Annotated in this window: 25 protein-coding genes; 1 reads left to right on the top strand and 24 read right to left on the bottom strand. The window is 36.8% G+C overall.

Annotated features, from left to right (window positions below; translation table 11 throughout):
• Positions 1 to 117 precede the first annotated feature (117 nt).
• The 18 genes from DS745_RS14290 to rpsU all read right to left on the bottom strand — a co-directional run bounded on the left by DS745_RS14290 (position 118) and on the right by rpsU (position 15,095).
• Positions 118 to 930, bottom strand: a complete 813-nt coding sequence (locus DS745_RS14290) for a pyruvate, water dikinase regulatory protein (RefSeq protein WP_196121273.1) — start codon at positions 928 to 930, stop codon at positions 118 to 120.
• A 77-nt stretch (positions 931 to 1,007) separates the two neighbouring features.
• Positions 1,008 to 1,658 carry a transcriptional regulator CcpN gene (gene ccpN / locus DS745_RS14285; RefSeq protein ID WP_129078923.1) on the bottom strand — a complete coding sequence of 217 codons (651 nt, stop codon included), beginning with the start codon at positions 1,656 to 1,658 and terminating at the stop codon, positions 1,008 to 1,010.
• A 191-nt stretch (positions 1,659 to 1,849) separates the two neighbouring features.
• Positions 1,850 to 2,599: a DNA repair protein RecO gene (gene recO / locus DS745_RS14280; protein WP_129078922.1), complete on the bottom strand. Its 750-nt coding sequence runs from the start codon at positions 2,597 to 2,599 to the stop codon at positions 1,850 to 1,852.
• Positions 2,600 to 2,639: 40 nt separating this feature from the next.
• The gene (locus DS745_RS14275) at positions 2,640 to 2,783 is read right to left on the bottom strand and encodes a YqzL family protein (RefSeq protein WP_129078921.1); all 144 of its coding nucleotides are present in this window, start codon (positions 2,781 to 2,783) and stop codon (positions 2,640 to 2,642) included.
• Positions 2,784 to 3,088: 305 nt separating this feature from the next.
• Positions 3,089 to 4,000, bottom strand: coding sequence for a GTPase Era (gene era / locus DS745_RS14270; protein WP_129078920.1), 912 nt, complete (start codon positions 3,998 to 4,000; stop codon positions 3,089 to 3,091).
• Complete coding sequence (locus DS745_RS14265; RefSeq protein WP_129078919.1) at positions 3,993 to 4,391, bottom strand: cytidine deaminase; 399 nt, start codon at positions 4,389 to 4,391, stop codon at positions 3,993 to 3,995. Before DS745_RS14265 ends, era begins: the two co-directional genes overlap by 8 nt.
• Positions 4,392 to 4,394: 3 nt before the next feature.
• Entirely contained in the window at positions 4,395 to 5,147 is a 753-nt protein-coding gene (locus tag DS745_RS14260; RefSeq protein WP_129078918.1) for a DUF502 domain-containing protein, read from the bottom strand.
• 36 nt (positions 5,148 to 5,183) lie between these two features.
• Complete coding sequence (locus DS745_RS14255) at positions 5,184 to 5,582, bottom strand: diacylglycerol kinase family protein (protein WP_129078917.1); 399 nt, start codon at positions 5,580 to 5,582, stop codon at positions 5,184 to 5,186.
• Entirely contained in the window at positions 5,566 to 6,027 is a 462-nt protein-coding gene (gene ybeY / locus DS745_RS14250; protein ID WP_129078916.1) for an rRNA maturation RNase YbeY, read from the bottom strand. Before ybeY ends, DS745_RS14255 begins: the two co-directional genes overlap by 17 nt.
• Complete coding sequence (locus DS745_RS14245; RefSeq protein WP_129078915.1) at positions 6,017 to 8,245, bottom strand: HD family phosphohydrolase; 2,229 nt, start codon at positions 8,243 to 8,245, stop codon at positions 6,017 to 6,019. Before DS745_RS14245 ends, ybeY begins: the two co-directional genes overlap by 11 nt.
• A gap of 199 nt (positions 8,246 to 8,444) precedes the next feature.
• A complete protein-coding gene (locus DS745_RS14240; protein WP_129078914.1) occupies positions 8,445 to 9,410 on the bottom strand; it encodes a PhoH family protein in 966 nt (321 codons plus the stop codon).
• A 6-nt stretch (positions 9,411 to 9,416) separates the two neighbouring features.
• Positions 9,417 to 10,604, bottom strand: coding sequence for a sporulation protein YqfD (gene yqfD, locus DS745_RS14235; protein ID WP_129078913.1), 1,188 nt, complete (start codon positions 10,602 to 10,604; stop codon positions 9,417 to 9,419).
• A gap of 16 nt (positions 10,605 to 10,620) precedes the next feature.
• Entirely contained in the window at positions 10,621 to 10,920 is a 300-nt protein-coding gene (yqfC, locus tag DS745_RS14230) for a sporulation protein YqfC (protein ID WP_196121271.1), read from the bottom strand.
• 187 nt (positions 10,921 to 11,107) lie between these two features.
• Positions 11,108 to 11,653, bottom strand: a complete 546-nt coding sequence (locus DS745_RS14225) for a hypothetical protein (RefSeq protein ID WP_129078911.1) — start codon at positions 11,651 to 11,653, stop codon at positions 11,108 to 11,110.
• A gap of 73 nt (positions 11,654 to 11,726) precedes the next feature.
• On the bottom strand, positions 11,727 to 12,704 hold the full coding sequence (floA, locus tag DS745_RS14220; protein ID WP_129078910.1) for a flotillin-like protein FloA: 978 nt from the start codon (positions 12,702 to 12,704) through the stop codon (positions 11,727 to 11,729).
• A gap of 108 nt (positions 12,705 to 12,812) precedes the next feature.
• Entirely contained in the window at positions 12,813 to 14,150 is a 1,338-nt protein-coding gene (locus DS745_RS14215; protein WP_129078909.1) for an NfeD family protein, read from the bottom strand.
• A 309-nt stretch (positions 14,151 to 14,459) separates the two neighbouring features.
• The gene (locus tag DS745_RS14210) at positions 14,460 to 14,903 is read right to left on the bottom strand and encodes a GatB/YqeY domain-containing protein (RefSeq protein WP_129078908.1); all 444 of its coding nucleotides are present in this window, start codon (positions 14,901 to 14,903) and stop codon (positions 14,460 to 14,462) included.
• Positions 14,904 to 14,921: 18 nt separating this feature from the next.
• Positions 14,922 to 15,095, bottom strand: a complete 174-nt coding sequence (rpsU, locus tag DS745_RS14205; RefSeq protein WP_071317389.1) for a 30S ribosomal protein S21 — start codon at positions 15,093 to 15,095, stop codon at positions 14,922 to 14,924.
• A gap of 270 nt (positions 15,096 to 15,365) precedes the next feature.
• Here rpsU and DS745_RS14200 point away from each other — a divergent pair, with 270 nt between their 5' ends.
• Positions 15,366 to 16,304, top strand: coding sequence for a Na/Pi symporter (locus DS745_RS14200; protein ID WP_129078907.1), 939 nt, complete (start codon positions 15,366 to 15,368; stop codon positions 16,302 to 16,304).
• Between the two features lie 70 nt (positions 16,305 to 16,374).
• On the opposite strand, the gene deoC is transcribed toward DS745_RS14200, so the two are convergent.
• The 6 genes from deoC to dnaK form a co-directional block, all read right to left on the bottom strand.
• A complete protein-coding gene (deoC, locus tag DS745_RS14195) occupies positions 16,375 to 17,025 on the bottom strand; it encodes a deoxyribose-phosphate aldolase (RefSeq protein ID WP_421721826.1) in 651 nt (216 codons plus the stop codon).
• A gap of 159 nt (positions 17,026 to 17,184) precedes the next feature.
• A complete protein-coding gene (gene mtaB, locus DS745_RS14190) occupies positions 17,185 to 18,528 on the bottom strand; it encodes a tRNA (N(6)-L-threonylcarbamoyladenosine(37)-C(2))-methylthiotransferase MtaB (RefSeq protein WP_129078905.1) in 1,344 nt (447 codons plus the stop codon).
• Between the two features lie 6 nt (positions 18,529 to 18,534).
• On the bottom strand, positions 18,535 to 19,287 hold the full coding sequence (locus DS745_RS14185) for a 16S rRNA (uracil(1498)-N(3))-methyltransferase (RefSeq protein WP_129078904.1): 753 nt from the start codon (positions 19,285 to 19,287) through the stop codon (positions 18,535 to 18,537).
• Positions 19,288 to 19,321: 34 nt separating this feature from the next.
• Complete coding sequence (gene prmA / locus DS745_RS14180) at positions 19,322 to 20,263, bottom strand: 50S ribosomal protein L11 methyltransferase (protein ID WP_129078903.1); 942 nt, start codon at positions 20,261 to 20,263, stop codon at positions 19,322 to 19,324.
• 29 nt (positions 20,264 to 20,292) lie between these two features.
• On the bottom strand, positions 20,293 to 21,411 hold the full coding sequence (gene dnaJ, locus DS745_RS14175) for a molecular chaperone DnaJ (protein ID WP_129078902.1): 1,119 nt from the start codon (positions 21,409 to 21,411) through the stop codon (positions 20,293 to 20,295).
• A gap of 159 nt (positions 21,412 to 21,570) precedes the next feature.
• Positions 21,571 to 23,400 carry a molecular chaperone DnaK gene (gene dnaK, locus DS745_RS14170; protein ID WP_129078901.1) on the bottom strand — a complete coding sequence of 610 codons (1,830 nt, stop codon included), beginning with the start codon at positions 23,398 to 23,400 and terminating at the stop codon, positions 21,571 to 21,573.
• Positions 23,401 to 23,430 lie beyond the last annotated feature (30 nt).

Below are 23,430 nucleotides of genomic sequence, written 5' to 3'. Positions count from 1 at the left end.
CATATTATTTTAAAATTTATCTATAATATTGCATATTCTTAAATAGTCGCAATTTTCTATAGAAGTTTTATAAACAAGAAAAAAACACAGAGATCAATGATCTATGTGCTTTGAAACTTATTTTCCGTTAAACATATTCCAAATTAAATTTGCAGTTTCTTCCACTGCTTTATTTGAAACATTTATCACTGGACAGCCAATTTTAGTCATAATCTTTTCTGCGTATTCTAATTCTAACTTAATACGCTCCATATTTGCATAATTAGCTTCAGCCTTTAACCCGAGTGCTTTTAGTCGCTCAGCTCGAATATCATTTAACTTTTCCGGACTAATCGTTAAACCAACACATTTTTTAGGTGAAATTGAAAAAAGTTCAGCCGGCGGCTCTACTTCAGGAACAAGTGGAACATTCGCTACTTTTAAACGTTTATGGGCCAAATATTGAGAAAGTGGTGTTTTGGAGGTCCTTGAAACACCCACTAACACGACATCGGCTCTTAAAATACCTCTCGGATCTCGACCATCATCATATTTTACAGCGAATTCAATCGCTTCTACTTTTCTAAAGTAGTCTTCATCTAACTTATGGACTAGACCAGGTTCGTATCTTGGCTCCTTTTTAGTTAAATCCTGTATTTTATTCATCATAGGACCTATGATATCTACTGTAGTTACACCAGCTTTTTCAGCTTGATCAATTAGATACTGTTTTTTATCTGGAATAACTAATGTGAACGCAATAATTGCATTAACTTCTTGAGCTAGCGTCACAACTTCTTCTATTGTTTCATAGTCCTCTACATAAGGAATTCTTCTTATATCTATCGTCGAATGGTTAAATTGACTAGCAGCTGCTTTGACTACTAACTCTGCCGTTTCTCCAACAGAGTCAGAAACTACGTAGACAATTGGATGATTAATTAACTGCATTCTTACCTCCAATTTCATATTTTGAATATAAGGTTAAAAGTATTCAAAATGTGATTTTTCTCCTCTATTTCTTCCTTTTACAAAAGCTCATCATTTGCTAAGTCAACAATTGCTTTCGTGATATTTGTCTTTGTAATTCGACCGACCACTTCGTATTTTAGCCCTTCGCCACTTTTTACAACAGGCAAAGCATCTATTTGCTTTTCAATTAATTTCTTTGCTACATCAATTATTAAATCTTCCTTAAAACAGAACGTGATATTAGGCATTCTCGTCATAATGATACTTACTGGTATAGTTTCGAGCATTTGTTTACCTATACTTGCTCTAAGAAGGTCTTTTCTAGATAATACTCCCACCAAAGCAGAGGCTTGATCAACTACAAATAATGTCCCAACGTCCTCTAAAAACATGGTACAAATAGCATCGTACACCGATGAAGAATCTTTAACGACTACAGGGATTGATTGATATTGCTGAACGGTTATCTTCATTATTCGCTCTGCAAGTAGCTGAGTACCACTCTTTCCTGTATAGAAGTAACCTACCCTTGGTCTTGCATCTAAATAGCCTGCCATCGTTAAAATGGCTAAATCAGGCCTTAAGGTGGCTCTAGTCAAAGATAACTTTTCCGCAATCTGCTCCCCTGTAATTGGGCCGTTATCCTTTACAATTTGTAAAATTAGTTCTTGTCGTTTATTTAATTCGATTGTTCTCACCGCCTCCATAACACTCTTATGTATTTTGAAAACCCTTCATGTGTTTACCTTCTATGTAATTCGTGTTTTTCAGCTATAAAATGTGTTATGCTTTTTCGATAATTATATACTATAATACTCATTTTTCAAAGATAATCTGTTATTTTGATGTGTCAAAATAAAAAAGATATCCCGTTTGGAAAAAAGATATCTTATAAATATTACTCCATTTTCATTTTATCAAGTTGGCTTAAAAATCGTTTACTTTTTAAATGAAGACCAGAGTATTCATCAAAGTATGCCTCAAGGATTGTTTTTAATTCCTCTTTTGTCTCTGGTTTCACTGAAATCGACCCTAACCTATTCAAGTCAAAGTGATAAAAGAGTCTTAACAACTTTGCTGTGTTCGGCTGTATTTTCAGGTTTCTTTCATCTACATGCCAACAACGATGGCATAAAAATCCACCTTCCTTTATTGAAAAAGAAAACTCTCCCTCAGAAGCTCCACAATGAGCACAGCCATCAACATGTAAACCAATACCCGCAACCCTTAGCATTTTCACTTCAAATATTCTAGTTAATATTTCATAATCTTGGCCCTCATCTATATAATGCAATGTCTGATAAAGTAGTTCATATAGATACGGATTTATCTCGTGTTGTTCAGTTAATCTGTCTAATAGCTCGACAATATAAGCAGCATAGGCTGTTAAGAATATGTCTGCCCTTAAATCACGAAAAGACATAACCATCTCTCCTTGATTTAACACCCCGAGACCTGATGTTCTTTGAAACACATAGTGACCATGGGTAAACAGTTGAGAAATTGAAGAAAGACGGCTCTTCGGACGTTTTGCCCCGCGAGCCATCACTCCAATTTTCCCTAATTCTCTCGTATACAATGTTAATATTTTATTCGCTTCACCATAATCAGTGGTACGAATAACAATTCCCTCTACTTTTTGAAGCATTCTTGATCACCGCGCCGCCATAGAATAATGGCAAACAAGATCAATTTGTAGGAGCGTCTATTTCATCTAGCTTCTCTGTGAACTCCTCTAACGATTGCGTAGTGTCTCTTTCAATTTCCTTCATAATTAAGTAAGTGTCGACGTTACCTGTCATCGAAAATACCTTCCAGGAAAAATCTATCATAAGACAATCCACCCTTTCTTTTTTTCGAGAAACCTGATTTCACTTGGATCTTTCGTAACTTTATCCCATTATAATTAAAGCTATCCTAGACCTCGCTATAACAATTAGAGTGACCTTATTTGCAAAAAACATGTTAAGGAAAATTTACTAATTTTTATTTGTGTAACAGAAAATCCTTATAAAGCAGATTTTGACCTACTTCCACAAACATTTATCTTAACGTTACACTAAATCCATTTTATCTTATTTATAAAACAAAAAACAACAGCGTAAAACAGCCATTGTTTTTCATTTTATCGGTATATTTAATACTCATCTTCACTAAAGCCGAAATCTCTTAAAAATCCTGGCTTGTTTCGCCAATCTTTTTGGACTTTTACCCATAATTCTAGAAATATCTTCGATCCAAGTAATTTCTCTATATCTCCTCTGGCAAGCTTTCCTACTTCTCTAAGCATTGCCCCTTGCTTACCAATTATTATCCCTTTTTGTGAGCTTCTTTCTACAACAATCGTTGCCCCGATATATACGGTACCACCTTCTCGTTGTTTCATCTGTTCTATCCCAACAGCTATTGAATGAGGAATTTCTTCGCGAGTTAGATGAAGCACTTTCTCACGAATTAATTCCGACACAATAAACCTCTCGGGGTGATCTGTTACCTGGTCTGCAGGGTAATACTGAGGTCCTTCAGTTAAGTATTCAATAATTTGTTCTTTTAATGTATTTACGTTATTTCCTTGTAATGCCGAAATAGGTACGATTTCGGCGAAATCAAACTTTGTACGGTATTGGTCAATAAATTCTAGCAGCTTGTCAGGATGAATTAAATCGATTTTGTTAATTACTAAAAAGACAGGTGTACGGACCGATTCTAATTGTTCAATGATATACTGGTCCCCACCACCAAAGCCTTCCTTAGCATCGACAACAAACAATACTATATCAACTTCTCTTAATGTTTGATAGGCAATTTTCATCATAAAATCGCCTAATTTATGCTTCGGTTTATGTATACCAGGTGTATCGATAAAAATGATTTGAGATTCGTTGTCTGTATAAACTCCCTGGATTTTATTTCTTGTCGTCTGAGGCTTATCGCTCATAATCGCAATTTTTTGACCTATGACATTATTTAGCAATGTTGACTTCCCAACATTTGGTCTTCCGATAATTGAAACAAACCCTGACTTATAACCTTTTTTTGTTTTATCCATGTAAATCCTCCGGTAAGAATGCCCCTGGTAGCAGTTTTTCTACAGTAGTTTCTTCAACATCACCTTGTAAATTTGTTAAGATCACTTTCATATCTGGCGCACAGAGCTCTGCAATCACTTGCCTACAAGCACCACAAGGGGGCACTGGGCGTTTTGTATCAGCAACCACACATAATGTATCAAAATCCTTTTCTCCATCAGAATAAGCTTTAAATAAGGCTGTTCTTTCTGCGCAATTGCACATACTGTAGGCTGCATTTTCAATATTACATCCATGGTATATTTTTCCATCTTTTGTTAGTAGTGCTGCTCCAACCTGAAATTTGGAATACGGCACATACGCTCTTTCCCGGGCAATTTTTGCTTCTTCAATTAAGCGACTTCGTTCCATTCTTTATTCGTCCTTTCTCTTATGAACCTTTACAACTAATTCTTTCCTAAAAGATTGTTCTTCAAGCCTCTTTCCTTCATTCTCTTCAAACAAGGATGCCTTATCGGGTGGAACAACAACTCCACCAGTAATAATGAATTTTAGTCCCTGCTCTACTGTCATATCTAGAAATGTTACGTTTTCCTCGGGAACCAAAACTAACCAGCCAGAGGTTGGGTTAGGGGTCGTCGGTAAAAACACATTAATACAATTCTGATTTGTTCTACGTTGAACTTCACCTTTTGATTCTCCAGTTAAAAATCCAAGTGTATAAACACCTTTACGTGGGTATTCAACCATAACTACCTTTTTGAAGGAGGAACGTTCTTGTGTAAATGCATTAATCATTTGTTCAACAGATGAATAGATATAGTTTGCGACAGGTACCTTCCGAAAAAACAGGTCTACCCGTTCAAATATGTGCTGTTTTTTCCCTTTTCTCCTTAATGAGCCAATGACTGCTATAATCAAAACAGTTAGAATAAAACCAATACCGACTATTCGTTCTGAAAAAGGTGTATATACACCTAAAAAGTATATGGTATCGGTCTCTCTATCAATTGTAATAATCCGTAATGCCTTTAAGAGATCCGAGAGAAATTGTCCTAAAAAACGATCAATAAGTGAGAACAATAACTGTATCACATAAATGGTAACAATTGCTGGCAAAAGGGTAATAAAACCAGTAATAATGTTTTTTTGAAACGTTTTCCACATGAGAAGAACCCCCTCTCACCATATATTTAGAAAATTCTACAAAAAAGTAGAGATTGTCTCTATTATCGGTTTATAAAAGATTAATATGCCAATGATTGCAGCAAAAATGCTAAATGCCAAAACGGCGCCTGCCGAAACATCTTTTGCTACTTTGGCCATTGGATGATATTCTTTCGTTACAAGGTCTACGACACGCTCAATCGCTGTATTTACTACTTCCAGTGATATGACAATCCCAATTACCAGTAACAAGATCAGTTTTTCGTAATTAGAAATTCCTAATATAAACGCTAACCCAAGCATCATTATAGCAATAAGTAGATGTATTTTCATATTTTGCTCATGACGTATTGCATGCAATAAGCCTGACCAAGCATACGCAAAACTACAGGTAAATCGCTTCCAATAACGGTCGTAGCTATTTTTGAAGTCCATAGGCCTCTAATAGTTCCTCTTGGCGTTTAAACATCACTTTTTCCTCTACTTCGTTCATATGATCATACCCTAAGAGATGAAGGAAGCCATGAACGACAAGAAACCCAAGCTCACGTTCGACTGAGTGACCGTATTCCTCTGCCTGTTGAACCATTCTTGAATAGGAAACGATAATATCCCCTAGGAGATTTGGAATTAGTTCATCGATTATATCACTCTCATCATCATTTAAAGCAAAAGATATGACATCGGTTACTGTGTCTTTATTACGATACTCTTTGTTAATTTCACGTATCCTATCATTAGTAACAAAGGTAACAGAAATCTCTGAACCCTCAGTAACTCTTTCTTCCCGAGCGACGTACTTTAAAAGTGTTTCAACCAGTTCTAACTGAGCCAAAGAGAGTTCATCTGTTTCATCGTGGATATCGATATTAATGCTCACTTGGTTTTTCTCCTTTCTCTTTTACATCTTCCGGATACTCTATCCTTGAATGAAATGTTCCTTGTAAGGTTTCACATATAGATGTTGCAACAATGTTCAATTGTTTCAGTGTTAAGTCACACTCGTCAAATTGCCCGTCTTCAAGCCGGTCAGTAATTATTTTCTTTACTAATGTTTCAATTTTTTCTGGAGTTGGTTTAGCCATCGATCTAACCGCTGCTTCAATACAATCGCAAATTCCAACAACAGCAGCTTCTATTGTTTGTGCTTTTGGTCCCGGATAACGAAACTCTTTTTCAGGAATTGGCTGCTCAGCATCTTGATTTGCTTTATGATAGAAAAACTTTAGCAAGGTTGTACCATGATGTTGCTCAGCTATATCAATAATTTCTTTAGGCATCTTATAGTTTCTAAGCATCTCAGCTCCATCGTAAGGATGTGAGATAATTATCGTTTTACTTAACTGCGGTGATAATTTATCATGAGGATTTTCCATTTTCATTTGATTTTCAATAAAGAAATGAGGGCGTTTGGTTTTTCCTAAATCATGATAATATGAGCCAACACGAGCTAATAAGCCATTGGCCCCAATTGCTTCGCAGGCTGACTCTGATAAATTTGCCACAATTACACTATGATGATATGTTCCAGGTGTCTCAACTAGGATTTTTCTTAATAGTGGATGGTTTGGATTCGATAATTCAATTAACTTCATAGAAGACAGGATACCAAAACCAGCTTCAAAAAATGGCAATAGACCAATCGTTAATACAGCTGCAAGGAAGCCTGATAGAAAAGCAAAGCCAATGTTAGAACCTATTTCTATCCAACCATATTGAGCATTCTTTAACATTAGTAATGCCACAATTGTACAAATATTAATTGCAGAAACAAAAATACCAGCTTGTAAAATTCTCGAGACACGATTAGATTTACTTAAGAAGAAAACACCAGCAACTGAGCTGAAAAATACATAAATACCCAAAGTATAATTTAGTACTCCTGGGGATTCTATGTTAAAGATGATACTAGCAATTATTGAAAACACCATACTAGTAAATAAAGCTACCCGTTGGTGAATTAGCATGCTTATTAACATTGAACCAACAGCTACAGGGGTAATTAAAGTTACTCCTTGTATATTTAGGTTATGTGTATAGCTCGTAATCTTCATAATTAATGCAGTAACCGCGAATATTAAAACATACATCACTAAATGGCTGTTGTTTTTTTGAAGTGATGTTTTTGCATCAGTAATATAATAAGCTAACATAGAAACTAGTAAAATGACCAGAATAGCTAAACCGATAAATGGCAGTATATTCACTTGGTCTTCATGAAGCCCTAAGAGAACTAGTTGGTTGTAGATAGAAGAAGTTATTAATTCTCCTTCTTCGACAATAAGTTGGCCTTCTCGGATCATCACTGGCTCTACAGCGTCTCTAGCTGCTTGTTTGGCAATCTCAGTTGCTTCAGTATCATTTATATAGTTAGCTGTAATAGCAAATCGGGCTATTTCAATCATTGCTAAATAAAGCTGGTGACTACTTACAGTGGATGGAATAATTTTCTTTTCCACCAGATCCTTGGCCTCATCAACATCGTTTAAGCGAATTTCTTCACGCATTACCGTACGTATAGCATCTAAGGTCATTTCTTTAGCAATAAGAAGCTCTGACTTGTCCGATTCTAAAAATATTATTAAAGCTTGATCTGATAAATCGTCACTTGTTTGGTTTGAAATGATAGATCTTAATTGATTTAATTTTTCATCTAGAGGAATTCGTTGAACTTCTTCAAGTTTCTCTTCAAGCTCTTCCTCTGTTTCAAATTCTTCTTCCCTTACCTTATTTAAAGCTTCATTATATCTTTGCTCAGCCTCATCATTAATTCTTATCACTAAATCAAAAATATCATTAATTTTTCTTGCTTGTTTCTCTTCAAAGTCCTTTTTATTTGTATATTGAGGACCAACAGCTTCTGCTGCTACTCGCTTTTTCTCTTCAGTTGCAGTCTTATTTTCGATTGTGATAGGTGCTCGAATATCTTGCTCAGCAACAGATCCTAAAGTAACATTAAGAGTATTTGGGATCACATTACTTATCATGGATAAATACATGATAATTCCTAAAATAACAAACAGGGACACTCTTATGTATCGGTGGTCTTTTAACTTTTTCCACCACTGTTGTTGATCAATTGGCGCTCTTTTACCCATTTTCTCACCTCTTACCTTTATCGATTTCTCCTAATTTAATTTAATGCTAACATAAAACATGGGATTAGGATAATGATTTTCATTAAGTCCGTAATGAAAAATCGAGAATTAACAACATTGTTAATTCTCAATTTAGTATACAATATTCATTTCATAAGAAGGTTACAAGATCATTACCGTTTTTTGTAGATATATTTACCTACAGCCCTTCTTTTTCTACTTTTTCATAAGCATTGATTACTTTTTGAACTAATGTATGACGAACTACATCAGCAGCCTGTAGATGAATAAATTCAATTCCATTTACTATCTCTAATACTTCAAGAGCAGTTTTTAACCCTGATTTTTTTCCTTTTGGTAAATCAATTTGGGTCAAGTCGCCAGTAATAACCATCTTAGAACCAAATCCTAATCTAGTTAGAAACATTTTTATTTGCTCTGATGTCGTATTCTGTGCTTCATCAAGGATGACAAACGAGTCATCTAACGTTCTTCCTCTCATATAAGCTAATGGCGCTACCTCGATGGTATTACGTTCCATTAAGCGAGCCGTTTGCTCTGTTCCTAAAACATCATGTAACGCGTCATACAGAGGTCTTAGGTAAGGGTCAACCTTTTCTTTTAAGTCCCCAGGTAGAAACCCTAAACTTTCTCCAGCTTCAACTGCAGGCCTCGTCAGAACGATTTTTTTTACGTGACCATCCTTCAATGCATTCACAGCCATAACGACAGCTAAATACGTTTTCCCTGTTCCTGCTGGACCAATTCCAAATACTATATCACGTTTTTTTATCGCAGAAACATAATGACGTTGTCCTAAAGTTTTTACTAATATTGGTTTTCCTTTAACATTAACAGCTATTTTTTCCTGATATAATTCAAGTAGTTCCTCAAGCATACCACGTTCAGCTAATTGAACTGCGTAGATAATATCTCGTTCGGAGATATTTGTACCTTTTCTAATTAAGGTGAGAAGAGCATCAATGACATCTACAACAATTAGTATTTGTGATTCGTCTCCTGTCACAAGAATCTTTTCGCCTCTTGTGACTATTGCTACGTCTAATTTTTCTTCCATTCTTTTTAGATGGACATCATTTGGCCCAAATAAGCTTTGTATTTCATTTGCTTTTTCTACTTTTAAATCGATAAGCTTCTCTGACAATATTCATCAATCTCCTTGAATGATTGGTTGTGAAAGTGCAATATCCTCTATTACTTGGTAGTGTATCATAAGTTCTACTTTACCATTCGTAATAGCTTCACGCAAAACTTTTTCCCCTTTAATAACAGCATCTTGATCCAATTTCTTCATAAGTTCTTCTCTCGCCATTAGAATTGCTACATCTTTAGCTTCATCTACACTGTACTCTTTCATTAGTGTTTCCTTCTCTAACAAATACTTTCGATTATATTCAATTGGTAATGACCACCTTAAAAATTGAAGCTTATTACTGTACTCATTTATTTCATATTGGGCAAACTCAGGTTTTTTAAACCCCCATATTGGTACAGAAACATTAAATATCGATAGTGAATAATAAGCTTTTTTCTCTCCAGTCAAAGTAGAGAATTCACTGACAAGGGGAATGGACACGTTAGACTTGTACCAAATTTCGCCAAAAACCTTTCCTTTAGCAGGTGCAATTTCCATTCTTCCTTCTTTACCAATAAAACCGCTTATCAACATTGCACCTTTATCCACAAAATCGTTTGGTGCTACCTTTCCTTGACCTTGTTCAACAAATATATCATGAATGATTGCTTTTTTCTTTGATACTAAATGTCGTGGCGATACAGGTGGTTCCTTTTCAGGAAATGTTTGTTCAACGACATTAAAATGGTAGGTCGTCCCATTCAAAGTCACCCCTATCCATGTTGCCTCTTCAATTTCCGAAGTTACCTTCATTTGGATTTCTTCTACACTGGGTAATAAAAAGTGAAATTTCCCTTTTTTGATTCCCATCTCATTCACAACCTGAGCTAACTGGTGTTCAACCTTTGGAGTTGCTCCATCGATAGAGATACCCCATACCATATTTGATAAAATAAATAAAAGTGCGATAAAGCTTAAAAATCCACCAACAAAGCCGCTCCTAGAAACCATCTTCCTTATGAAGAACGGCATGCCCCTTCTTTCAATAAAGTAAATCTTTACTTTTGTATTTTTTACGATAGGACGTAATCTCTTTACGTCCTCCAATGAAACATAGCAAACAATGGTTTCATCTCCCACCCGGCGAATATGCCAAATGGAGATGTCTTCTTTCATACATCTGTTTAAAAATAACTCCGTATACTTTCCAACAATTTTAATTCTTGTAAAGCCTGCAAATGTATTTGTCCATGAATTCTTCATTCCCTTTCACTCCTAGCTACCTTTTTTTCTGCGGATTTTCATTTATGTAAGTTACTTGATCAATAATACCTTCTAACAGAAGTTCTTCAGGCAATATTGTTTTTATTACAAAGTGGTTTCCTTTTATTAAAAGTTGTCCCTGTTCTAACAATAGTCGCAACTCTTGATTGGAAAATTTAAGAACACCACGATGATTTTCTATATAGATGTGGAGTTGGCCGATCATTGTAATTCGTGGAAGATCCATCATAACATCTGCAGGAAGTTCCATTTTATCTGTCATCCATCTTCTGACCATCTTGTTTATCTTCCTCATAATGTAACGAAGCCCCCTTTCATATCATTTTTATGTTAGAAATAGAGAGGGTATCACTCTTTTTTGAAATGTAGAATGGAAAATGTAGAATGTAGAATAATTGAAACCGGAGAATTGAAAAAGGAAGACATGTTTTTACGAAATTAGACTAGATCAAAAAACGAAAAAACAAGGCTAAGCGTATCGCTTAGCCTTGTTTTCTTCTTGTATTTAAAGAAGGGCGGTAGGAGCCTTTTGCTCTTGGCTTGCCAAGAATTTCTGACCAGATGACCCCTTTTATAGCATCTTCTTTTGTGAGGTTTGAAAAATCTAAATTGATCTTATTCTTATTAGCTGTTAAATCACCCGAATAAACCGGAGAATCCTTTATGCTGAGCTCTTTTTGTTTCTGAGCTTCCTTGTTCCGCTTAGCTATTTCATACTTTTCTAAAAGCTCGTTTCTTCTTTGCACCTCTTCCGAGACCGACGGAGACTCATTATAAGAGTATGATTGAACGGGCTGCACTTTTCTAGTCGGTGGCTGCTGAGCTTCTTCTTGCATGAAGATCTCACGCCAATCAACCTCATTACGTGAGGACTCGTCACTAACGGGATGAGCTTTTGGGGCACTTGGTCTTCTAGTTTCCCTTTGTGCTTCCTGCTCTCTCCCCCTCTTCAAGAAACTAAAGATAGCACCGACGATTATGATGAGTAGAAAAGGATTTGCAAATAATAATTCAAGGAGTTGGTTCATTTTTCTCCTCCTTTCAGATGTTGCAATAGAAAAACTTGCAACTTGCCAATAATGGTCATGACATTAAAGAGTATTATTTATTCTTTCCATCGTCAGTAGCTTTGCCGATTGAGTCTCTCATGTCTGTATCAGCCATAACATTTTGGATGTTCATATAATCCATTACTCCAAGATTACCAGAACGTAGGGCTTCAGCCATCGCAAGTGGTACTTCTGCTTCTGCTTCAACAACCTTAGCTCTCATTTCCTCTACTCTTGCCTTCATCTCTTGCTCTTGTGCTACAGCCATTGCACGACGCTCTTCGGCTTTTGCTTGAGCGATTTTCTTGTCAGCTTCCGCTTGGTCAGTTTGAAGCTCGGCACCAATATTTTTACCGATATCAATATCTGCAATATCGATCGATAAGATTTCAAACGCCGTTCCTGCATCTAACCCTTTAGCTAGAACTGTTTGAGAGATTAAATCAGGATTTTCTAATACTTTTTTGTGGCTACCAGCAGAACCGATAGTTGATACGATTCCCTCACCAACACGGGCAATAACAGTGTCTTCACCGGCACCCCCGACTAAGCGGTCAATGTTGGCACGAACAGTAATACGAGCTTTGGCTTTTACTTCAATTCCATCCATTGCAACACCGGCAATAAATGGTGTTTCAATAACCTTTGGATTAACACTCATTTGTACTGCTTCTAATACGTCACGACCGGCAAGGTCAATGGCAGCAGCACGCTCGAAACTTAAGTCTATGTTTGCTCGTTGTGCAGCAATTAACGCATTTACCACTCGGTCAACATTACCACCAGCTAAGTAATGTCCTTCTAGTTGATTAATGTTTAATTCTAGACCTGCTTTTACCGCTTTAATTAACGGATTTACAACACGGGCTGGAATTACACGACGAAGCCTCATCCCTACTAAAGTGAAAATCCCAACGCGAACCCCTGCAGCTAACGCAGAAATCCAAAGCATTACTGGAACAAACGTAAATAATACGGCGAAACCAATAATAATTAAACCTACAATAATGAGTAAAAAGATATCTTCCATTTAATTTCCTCCTTTTTATAAAACATAAAACATGTCTCCCTTAAGATACCCATAAAACATGTTTAATTGCAAATGTTATCCATTACGATTTACAAGAAAACTCATCGCTTACGTTTCTTGAAACTCTCGAACAACAATTCTAGATCCTTGTGTTGAGACTATCTTTACTTTCTTTCCTTGTGAAATAAAGCCGCCCTCAGAAACTACGTCTAGTCTTTCATCATCAAATATTGCCGTTCCAGAGGGACGTAAAACTGTAGAAGCATAGCCTACTTTTCCAACAAGCTCTGCCCTTGTTGTATTCGAGACATACCCCTGCTCGGATGTTGTTGCATAGTTCAAAATCAACTTCTTTAAAGGCCCACGATATCCGAAATACTTAAAGAAAAAGATTGAAACAATGACTGTGACTACTAGAGCTATAACTATTGAAAGTAATATGTTTACTGTTGAATACGATGCCAATACCATGCTGCCAATAATTGATACAATACCTAATATTCCAAATATGCCGAAGCCAGGGAAAAATATCTCAATAATTATTAGGATGATACCTGCCCCAAATAAGATAATTGTCTCAAAACCAGCAAAACCGGCCACTAAATGACCAAAGAAGAACAGAAATAGCGCTGAAAGTCCCATAATCCCTGGGATACCAAACCCTGGTGAATATAGTTCTAGTACCAACCCCAAACTACCAATTGAAAGTAATATTGGAATTATGACAGGATTGGTAACAAATCTTGCAATTTTTTCTGCAAAACTAACTTCTAAATCGCGAACAACAGCATCCTCTACTCCTAAAAAAAGCAATAGCTCGTCACGATCACTTACAACCGCTTCAGCATAGCCTACTTTAACGGCCTCAGCTGTTGTTAGTGTTAAAAGTTCACCTTCGCCGGCACGATACTCTGGAAGATTAACATTTTTATCTGCCATCGCTCTTGCAAAAATAGGATCTCTTCCGTTCAATTGTGCAGCTTCTTCCATTGTAGCTAACCACGCAGACTGCATCTTATCCTCAGCTGCGTTACCAGCTCCATCAATAACAGCAGCAGAACCCATACTTGTCCCTGGAGCCATCACAATCTGATCTGCATTTAATGCGATATAAGCACCAGCAGACCAAGCCTTCCCAGTTACGTAAGCGGTAATTGGGACTTCAGTATGTCTTATTAAAAATGCAATCTCAGTAGCCGCATCCACTAGGCCTCCAGGTGTGTCTATTTCAAGCACTATGTGAGTTGCTCCTTCTTCTACAGCAGTTGATAACCCACGCCTTAAAAATGCCTCAAGACCCCGTTCTACACTTTGTTCCACAGGGATAAAGAAAACTGTATCACGATTCGTTTGACTATGTGCCGGAGGTTGTAGAAACCAAACAACCATAGAGCAAAGGATTAGTGAAAGAAAAAACAAACGTTTTACTAATTTATATCTAGTCATCCATATCCTCCTTCCTCTTTAATTAATTTATCATTTTTTTGATAATAGATACCTAAGTCTAATTACTGATAATCTATATACGATTATAGTATAGGAAAGTTCCCACATTTTTAAAAATAATAGCACTTATGTGAGTGAATTTCATAATTACCTAATGTAGCCATATCATACTAAATGTAATTGCGAATGTTTTAGCTCAACTACATTTAGTATCGTAATGGCGATACTTATGAATTATGAAGTTCATTGATGTAAAAAAGATATTTACATTATAAAAAACGCCCTGTATAAATACAGGACGTTGTTTTATTATGATAAAAATTGTTGTACGAGTCGATTTACAACTGAACCATCAGTTTTACCTTTAACTTTAGGCATAATTGCACTCATAACCTTACCCATATCTGCTTTTGAAGCTGCACCAACTTCTTCAATTGTTTCTTGAACAATCGTTGCTACCTCATCTTCAGACAATTGCTTCGGCATGTAGTCAGTTAGAATAACGACCTCTTCACGTACTTTTTCAGCTAAATCTTCACGATTAGCTTTTTCAAACTCATGGAGGGAATCTTTGCGTTGTTTAAGCTCGCGATTAAGAACAGTGAGTGCTTCGTCTTCTGTAAGTTCTTTCTGAAGTTTAATCGCTTCATTTTGTAAAGCTGATTTAACCATACGAATAACAGAGAGCCTTTGCTTTTCCTTATTCTTCATCGCTTCCTTCATATCAACAGTTAAACGATCAAGAAGATTCAAATCCAACACCCTCTCTTATTAGAACTTACGCTTCCTTGCTGCCTCTGACTTTTTCTTACGTTTTACACTAGGCTTTTCATAGTGCTTACGCTTTTTCACTTCAGCCAAAGTACCTTCTCTAGAGATTGACTTTTTGAAGCGACGAAGAGCAGCGTCAATCGATTCATTTTTGCGAACACGAGTCTCTGCCATCTATAATTTCCCTCCCTCCGAAACAACCAATGAAACATGTTTTCCATAACAATACTAATACTAGATGGTAATTACCACAATACTCATCGCTATTTAACGATAGTAAAAAAACATGTCTTTAAAGATTATAATATATTGACTTTTTCAGGTCAACTTTTTTATTATTTTCCATTTATTTAAAAGAATAAGTATACCTCTAAAAAATTGTTTCAATAAAATTAGTCATGCTCGTACTTACTCGTCCATAGACATGTAATAGAGGTGAAAATCATGGGCGAGTTATTTTCTTTATTTGCAGTATATATCACAATATTTTTATTCGGAATGACTGTTATGCGAACAGGTCTAGTAAATTTATCGCAAGACCGTTTAAAAATGACCTTAATGAAAATGACCAGTTCTCCACTAAAAGGTCTACTAGTTGGAACTGTGGTCACTGCTATTTTACAAAGCAGCTCTGCTGTAATGGTCATGACAGTTGGTCTTGTAGCTGCTGGCTATCTAACATTTAAACAGTCAATCGGCATTATCCTAGGTACAAATATAGGTACTTGCTTCACAACTGAACTAATTGCTTTTAACATTACTTCTGCAATTATCCCTTTGTTAATTATAGGTGTAATTTTATTAAATATGAGGAAACATATCACCTATTGCCTTGGCTGCATTTCCTTTGGTCTTGGTTGTATTTTTGTAGCAATGCAGGGGTTAGAAACGCTAGCTTACCCAATAGCTTCTATTCCAGCAGCTTATAACTTCTTGCAATTAACGAATGAAAATAACCTACTCGCAGTTGGCGTTGGTGCGGTACTATCTGCACTAATTCAATCAAGTACAGCAACAACGGCGATAGCTATGGGTTTTATGAATGATAATATTCTAGCCTTACAAGCTGGTATAGGCATTGTATTAGGCGCAAATATCGGAACATGCCTAACTGCCTTTCTAGCCGGTGTTGGTGCATCGAGACCCGCAAAATTAGTTGGTTTTGCTCATATATGGCTAAACATCATCGGTGTTTTAGTATTCTTCCCATTTATTGGTTGGTTAGGGGCACTTTCATCAAGTCTGACAACAATTCCTAATCTACAATTAGCTCATGCTGGTACGATCTTTAATATTATATCGTCATTAGCCGTTTTGCCGTTTGTAGCTTTATTTACTAAATTCATTACTACCCTACATGATGATGTTAAAGTGAGAATGTAGAATGTAAAATGTAGATTAATTCTAAATTCTTAATTCTAAATTAAAAAAAGTGAGCCTAGGCTCACTTTTTTTAATACGTTGCGTTTGATTGTTCACCTTTAACGATGGCAATACCTGCGCTCGCACCAATACGAGTCGCACCTGCTTCTACCATTGCTAGTGCTGTCTCACGGTCCCTTACTCCGCCAGAAGCTTTCACACCAATATTAGGACCAACTGTTTTTCTCATTAACGTAATATCTTCTACTGTCGCCCCACCAGTAGAAAATCCAGTTGAAGTTTTAACAAAATCTGTCCCTGCTTTAACTGCAATTTCACAAGCACGAACTTTTTCTTCATCTGTTAGCAGTGATGTCTCTATGATCACTTTTGTTAAAGCTTTTCCTTTCGCAGCTTCTACTACTGCCTTTATATCGCGTTCAACTAGCTCATTTTCCTTATCTTTTAAAGCGCCGATGTTAATGACCATATCTACTTCAGTGGCACCATTCTCAATGGCATTTTTTGTCTCAAATGCTTTCACTTCGGGAGTTGTTGCTCCTAACGGAAAACCAATTACCGTACAAACCTTTACTTCAGTTCCTTGTAAAATTTCAGCTGCCTTATGTACCCATGTTGGATTTACACAAACCGATGCAAAATTATATTCTTTGGCTTCATTTGCTAACACGACGACTTCTTGCTCCGTAGCATTAGCTTTTAATAATGTATGGTCGATCATTCGAGCTAATTCTTCACTCACGAAAAAAACCCCTTTCAGAACTCACTTTTTAGTTGTACGTACCTCTATTAGAATACCACTGAAAATTGAAAATTTCTATCGAATTTTTTCTAATAATATATAAAAACTCCTAACAAGATAGCTTGCTAGGAGTTAGAATTAACTATTAACTGCGATTTCATGCATTTCATCTTCCATTACTCGAACGAATTCACCAACGTTAACAGGGTAGCCTGCTTTAGCAATTTTCACTCGAACTAACTTTCCAATCATATCTTCGTTACTGAAAAATTTAACCTTTAGATAATTATCGGTATAGCCAATATAATAACCAGCTTCTTGATCATCACGGTCTTCTGGAATAACCTCTAACACTTCTCCCTCAAACTGAGAAGCATACTCTTTTGCAAGTTGGGTTGAAAGTTCTATTAGCTTATGAACGCGTTCATTCTTAACGTCTTCATCTACTTGATCTTCCATTCGAGCTGCTGGTGTTCCTGTACGCTTCGAATAAGGGAACACGTGTAATTCCGAAAACTTATGGCTAGCGATAAAATCAAAAGTTTCTTGGAATTCTTCTTCTGTTTCACCAGGGAACCCTACAATTACATCACTCGTTACCGCAAGACCAGGCAATGCTTCTTTTAATCTATCTAAACGCTCAGCAAAGAACTCCATCGTATACTTACGACGCATTCTTTTTAGAACAGTATCAGAGCCTGATTGTAATGGAATATGCAGGTGACGAACAATTTTGTTTGAATTGTTAACCACCTCAATAACCTCATCTGTTATTTGGCTAGCCTCAATTGAGGAAATTCGAATTCGCTTCAATCCTGGAACTTCTTCCAATTCAACTAGTAATTTAGCTAAACTATAATCTTTCATGTCCTCACCGTAGCCACCAGTGTGAATACCTGTAAGAACAATCTCTTTATAGCCTGCACCAACAAGCTGATGAGCTTGTTTAATCACATCTTTAGGGTCGCGAGAACGCATTAAACCCCTAGCCCATGGGATGATACAAAACGTACAGAAGTTATTACATCCTTCTTGGATCTTTAGAGAAGCACGAGTTCTATCTGTAAAAGCTGGTACATCTAACTCTTCATAAACACGAGCCTTCATAATATTGCCTACCGCGTTAATCGGACTACGGTCTCGATTAAATTGGTCAATATACTCTAACATGCGTGTACGATCTTGTGTTCCAACAACAATATCAACACCGGGAATATCCATAATTTCTGCAGGTGACGTTTGAGCATAGCATCCTGTAACACAAATGACAGCATCAGGATTTTTGCGAACAGCTCTGCGGATAATTTGTCTACTTTTTTTATCACCAGTATTTGTAACTGTACATGTATTAATTACATAAACATCGGCTATTGACTCAAAATCTTTCTTTTCATAGCCGTTTTGTTGGAATAATTGCCAAATTGCTTCAGTTTCATAATGGTTTACTTTACAACCTAATGTATGGAAGGCAACTGACGCCATTACTCATCACCTCAACATTTCAAAATGGTAGGATATTGCCCCTAAAAAATATAGCGGGGCAGTTTCAGTTCTTAAAATTCTAGGTCCAAAAGAACAAGAAATAAAACCTGCTTGTTCTAAAAATGTTACCTCTTCATTTGTTAAGCCACCTTCTGGGCCGATAACTACAAAAATAGAATTACCTAATTGCGCTTGCTGAAAAGCCTTAGCTAAATTCTTTACCTCACCTAACTTAGCTTGTTCTTCAAAAGCAACTATTTTTATATCGTAATGAACGCTTTCTTTGATTAATTGCTGAAAGGACATATGATTGTGAATTTTCGGGACTAGACGACGGTATGATTGCTCAGCAGCCTCTTTTGCAATCTTTCCAAGCCTTTCAATCTTCTTTTCTCCTTTTTTCTCATCCCATTTAACAATTGATCGGGATGCCTGAAAAGGAAGAAATGAATACGCTCCTAGCTCAGTTCCTTTTTGGACAATTAACTCTAGTTTATCACCTTTTGGAAGTCCCTGTGCAACGGTAACTTTTACCGGAAGCTCTGTATTTTCTTCCAATACCTTAACAACCTTACCATTAACCTCATCACTGGTTATTGTTTCAATTTCACATTGCGTGACTAGACCATCTTCATTTATACAAATAAGTTGATCACCTGAAGACATTCGCATGACTTTACTGACATGCTTAACATCTTCTCCAGTAATAGAAAAAGTTGTTTCAGTTAATCGATTGTTAGTAACAAAGTACCTTTGCACAAATTACACCACCATCAGTATATTATCTAGGGAATTATTTATTATTTTTTGCAATAAATGCTACCCAATCTTCCATTTCTAGCGTTTCCTCAATGACAAAGCCATTGTCCAACAAAGCCGTCTGTACTTCCTCCTTCTTACCCCGGATAATTCCAGACGTAATAAACGTACCACCGTTTTTTAGCCTTGCACGAGCATCGTCAACGAAACGAACAATCACTTCAGCTAGGATATTAGCAACAATTAGATCTACTTCACCAGTAACTTGCTCGAGTAAATTATTTTGCTTAACAGAAACAATCTCTTGTACTTTATTGAGCTTAACATTGATCGTTGCACTTTGTACGGCAACTTCATCTAAATCAAGAGCTAACACTTTTTCTGCACCTAGTTTTGCAGCTGCGATACTTAACACACCAGTTCCTGTACCTACATCAATAACATGATCAGATGCTTGTATCTTCTTCTCAATGGCTTGTATACATAGAACTGTCGTTGGATGTGTACCAGTACCAAAAGCCATTCCAGGATCTAATTCAATAATACATTCATCGTTATTCTCAGGTACATATTCCTCCCAAGTCGGAGTAATCGTTATATATTTAGAGATTTTTACAGGCTTGTAATATTTTTTCCAAGCTGTTGCCCATTCTTCTTCGTTCACTTCACTAATCTTTACGGTATTATGACCGATATCAATACCATATGTTAACAAACCGTTGATGGCATCCTTGATACCATCAACAGTTTCACCTAGAAAGCTGTTAACCTGAAGATAGACCTTGATAATAACGCCTTCCTCAGGATAATCCGTAGGAGAGAGTTGATAGATTTCACCAAAATGATCTTCCCGCTCTTTCACAAGGTCCGCGGGGTCTTCAATAACGACCCCGCTAGCTCCTGCCTCGTGTAATAGATTACAAATAGGCTCAACCGCTTCTTGTGTTGTATGAATACTTAGTTCTGACCATTTCATTACCTACCAACTCCATCTTTCTGGTTTATTTAATCGTTGAAACTTTTAAAGGCACGTTTTACTTTTGAAAAAAAGTTATCGTTTTGTTCATCCTGTGCTTGAGTTCCCGTTAATTCTCCAAATTCCCTTAACAAGTCTTTTTGTCTGTCAGTAAGGTTCTTTGGTGTAATCACACGAACCTTAATATGTTGATCGCCTTGCCCATAACCACGAACGTTTGGAACCCCTTTTCCTCTAAGCCTAAAGTTTGTTCCAGTTTGTGTTCCGGCAGGAATTTTTAATTTTATTTTTCCTTGTAGTGTTGGGACCTCTATTTCATCACCTAGTGTTGCTTGAACAAAGGTAATTGGCATTTCACAGTACAAATCGTCACCATCACGTTCAAAAAATTCATGTGGCTTAACATTAAATACAACATATAAATCTCCCGGTGGTCCACCGTTTACTCCTGCTTCACCCTGACCTGATAAGCGAATTTGTTGCCCGCTATCTATTCCTGCAGGTATTTTCACATGAATTTTTTTACGTTTGCGAACTTTTCCTTTACCACCACAAGTATTACACTTATCTTTAATAAACTTTCCTGTTCCTTCACAGTGGTGACACACGCGACGATTTACCACTCGACCAAATGGTGTGTTTTGCTCCACACTTAATTGGCCCGTACCACTACAGTGAGAACAAGTTTCTGGTTTCGTACCAGGTTTTGCACCACTTCCAAAACAAGTATCACATGTTTCTTCTCTTGGTATCTCTATATCTGTTTCTTTCCCAAAAACAGCTTCTTTAAACTCGAGCGTCATTGTGTATTGTAAGTCTGCTCCCTGTCTTGGCGCATTAGGATTTCTCCTAGAACTACCGCCACCAAAGAACATATCAAAAATATCACCGAAACCACCAAAATCACCGCCGCCACCAAAGCCTTGGTTAGGATCAGTATGGCCAAATTGATCATAGTGAGCCTTCTTTTGAGGGTCTGCTAGCGTATCATATGCTTCTTTCATTTCTTTAAACTTAGCCTCAGCATCAGCCTCTTTGTTGACATCTGGATGATACTTACGGGCTAATTTTCGGTACGCTTTTTTTATTTCATCTGCATCAGCGTTTTTATCTACACCTAACACTTCATAATAATCACGTTTACTCATTGAACCCACTCCCGAATTTATTACATAACGAATATCTTAACACTATCCCTGAAAAATGTGAAGCATAGGGGATTGGTATCTTCTAGTTATTATTGTAATGATGCTTAATGAGGAAAAAGTCAAAGCCTAATATCGTGACTTTGACTTTTTCCAGTAAGATTACTTCTTATCTTCTTTTACTTCTTCGTACTCAGCGTCAACCACATTGTCGTCAGCTTTTGTTTCTGTACCTTGTGCACCCTCAGCACCTTGTGCAGCTTGAGCTGCTTGCTCATAAAGCTTAATAGATAGAGCTTGCACTAGTTCTTGTAGCTCATCTTTAGCTGTTTTAATTGCTTCAATATCAGTACCCGCTAATGCAGTTTTCACTTTCTCTTTAGCTTCATTAGCTTTAGCTACCTCAGCCTCATCAACTTTACCTTCAAGGTCTTTTAATGTTTTCTCAGTTGTAAACACTAAATGGTCTGCTTCATTACGAAGATCTACTTCTTCACGACGTTTTTTATCTGCTTCAGCATTTGCTTCTGCATCTTTCACCATTTTTTCAATTTCATCATCTGTTAAGCCTGAAGAAGATGTAATTGTAATAGATTGCTCTTTATTTGTACCTAAATCTTTTGCTTTAACATTTACAATTCCGTTTGCATCAATATCAAATGTAACTTCGATTTGTGGAATACCACGTGGTGCAGGCGGAATATCTGATAATTGGAATCTACCTAATGTCTTATTATCAGAAGCCATTTGACGTTCCCCTTGAAGAACATGAATATCTACTGATGGTTGGTTATCACTAGCTGTTGAGAACACTTGTGATTTACTAGTTGGTATCGTTGTATTACGATCAATTAACTTCGTGAACACGGCACCCATTGTCTCAATACCAAGTGATAGCGGTGTTACGTCTAGTAATACTACATCCTTAACATCGCCAGTTAATACCCCTGCTTGAACTGCAGCACCTAATGCTACAACCTCATCTGGGTTTACCCCTTTATGTGGATCTTTTCCTGTTAACTTCTTAATTGCGTCTTGAACCGCCGGAATACGAGTAGAACCACCTACAAGAACAACTTTGGTAATATCACTTGGTGTCATACCAGCATCCTGAAGCGCCTGACGAGTAGGGCCCATTGTGCGTTCAACAAGGTTACTTGAAAGCTCTTCAAATTTCGCACGAGTTAATGTTAACTCCAAATGCTTAGGGCCAGATGCATCAGCCGTAATAAACGGTAATGAAATTTGTGTTGACGTTACACCAGAGAGGTCTTTTTTCGCTTTTTCAGCAGCATCTTTTAAACGTTGTAATGCCATTTTATCTTGTGCAAGGTCAATTGAGTTTTCTTTCTTAAATTCTGATACTAAATGATCAATAATTACTTGGTCAAAGTCATCTCCACCAAGTTTGTTATCTCCAGATGTTGCTTTAACTTCAAAGAAGCCTTCTCCTAATTCAAGGATTGATACGTCAAACGTACCGCCTCCTAAGTCATAAACAAGGATTGTTTGATCTTCTTGTTTTTCTAATCCGTAAGCTAAAGCTGCTGCAGTTGGCTCATTAACAATACGCTCAACTTCAAGTCCAGCAATTTTCCCTGCATCTTTTGTTGCTTGTCTTTGAGAGTCGTTAAAGTAAGCAGGAACTGTAATAACAGCTTTTGTTACTTTTTCACCTAAGTAAGCTTCAGCATCTTCTTTTAATTTTTGAAGAATAATAGCAGAAATTTCTTGTGGAGTATATTGCTTACCTTCTACCTCTACTTTGTGGTCCGTTCCCATGTAACGCTTAATTGACATAATTGTATTAGGGTTCGTAATTGCTTGGCGCTTAGCAACTTCACCTACTAAACGTTCACCATTTTTAAATGCAACCACAGATGGTGTTGTTCTATTTCCCTCAGGATTCGGGATAACAACTGCTTCTCCGCCTTCCATTACAGCCACACATGAGTTTGTTGTACCTAAATCAATCCCAATAACTTTGCTCATTGAATAATACCTCCTAAATTTATATATGTA

Origin of the sequence: Anaerobacillus alkaliphilus, from assembly GCF_004116265.1 — a bacterium.
GTDB lineage: Bacteria > Bacillota > Bacilli > Bacillales > Anaerobacillaceae > Anaerobacillus > Anaerobacillus alkaliphilus.
This window is presented reverse-complemented; position numbering and strand designations above follow the sequence as displayed.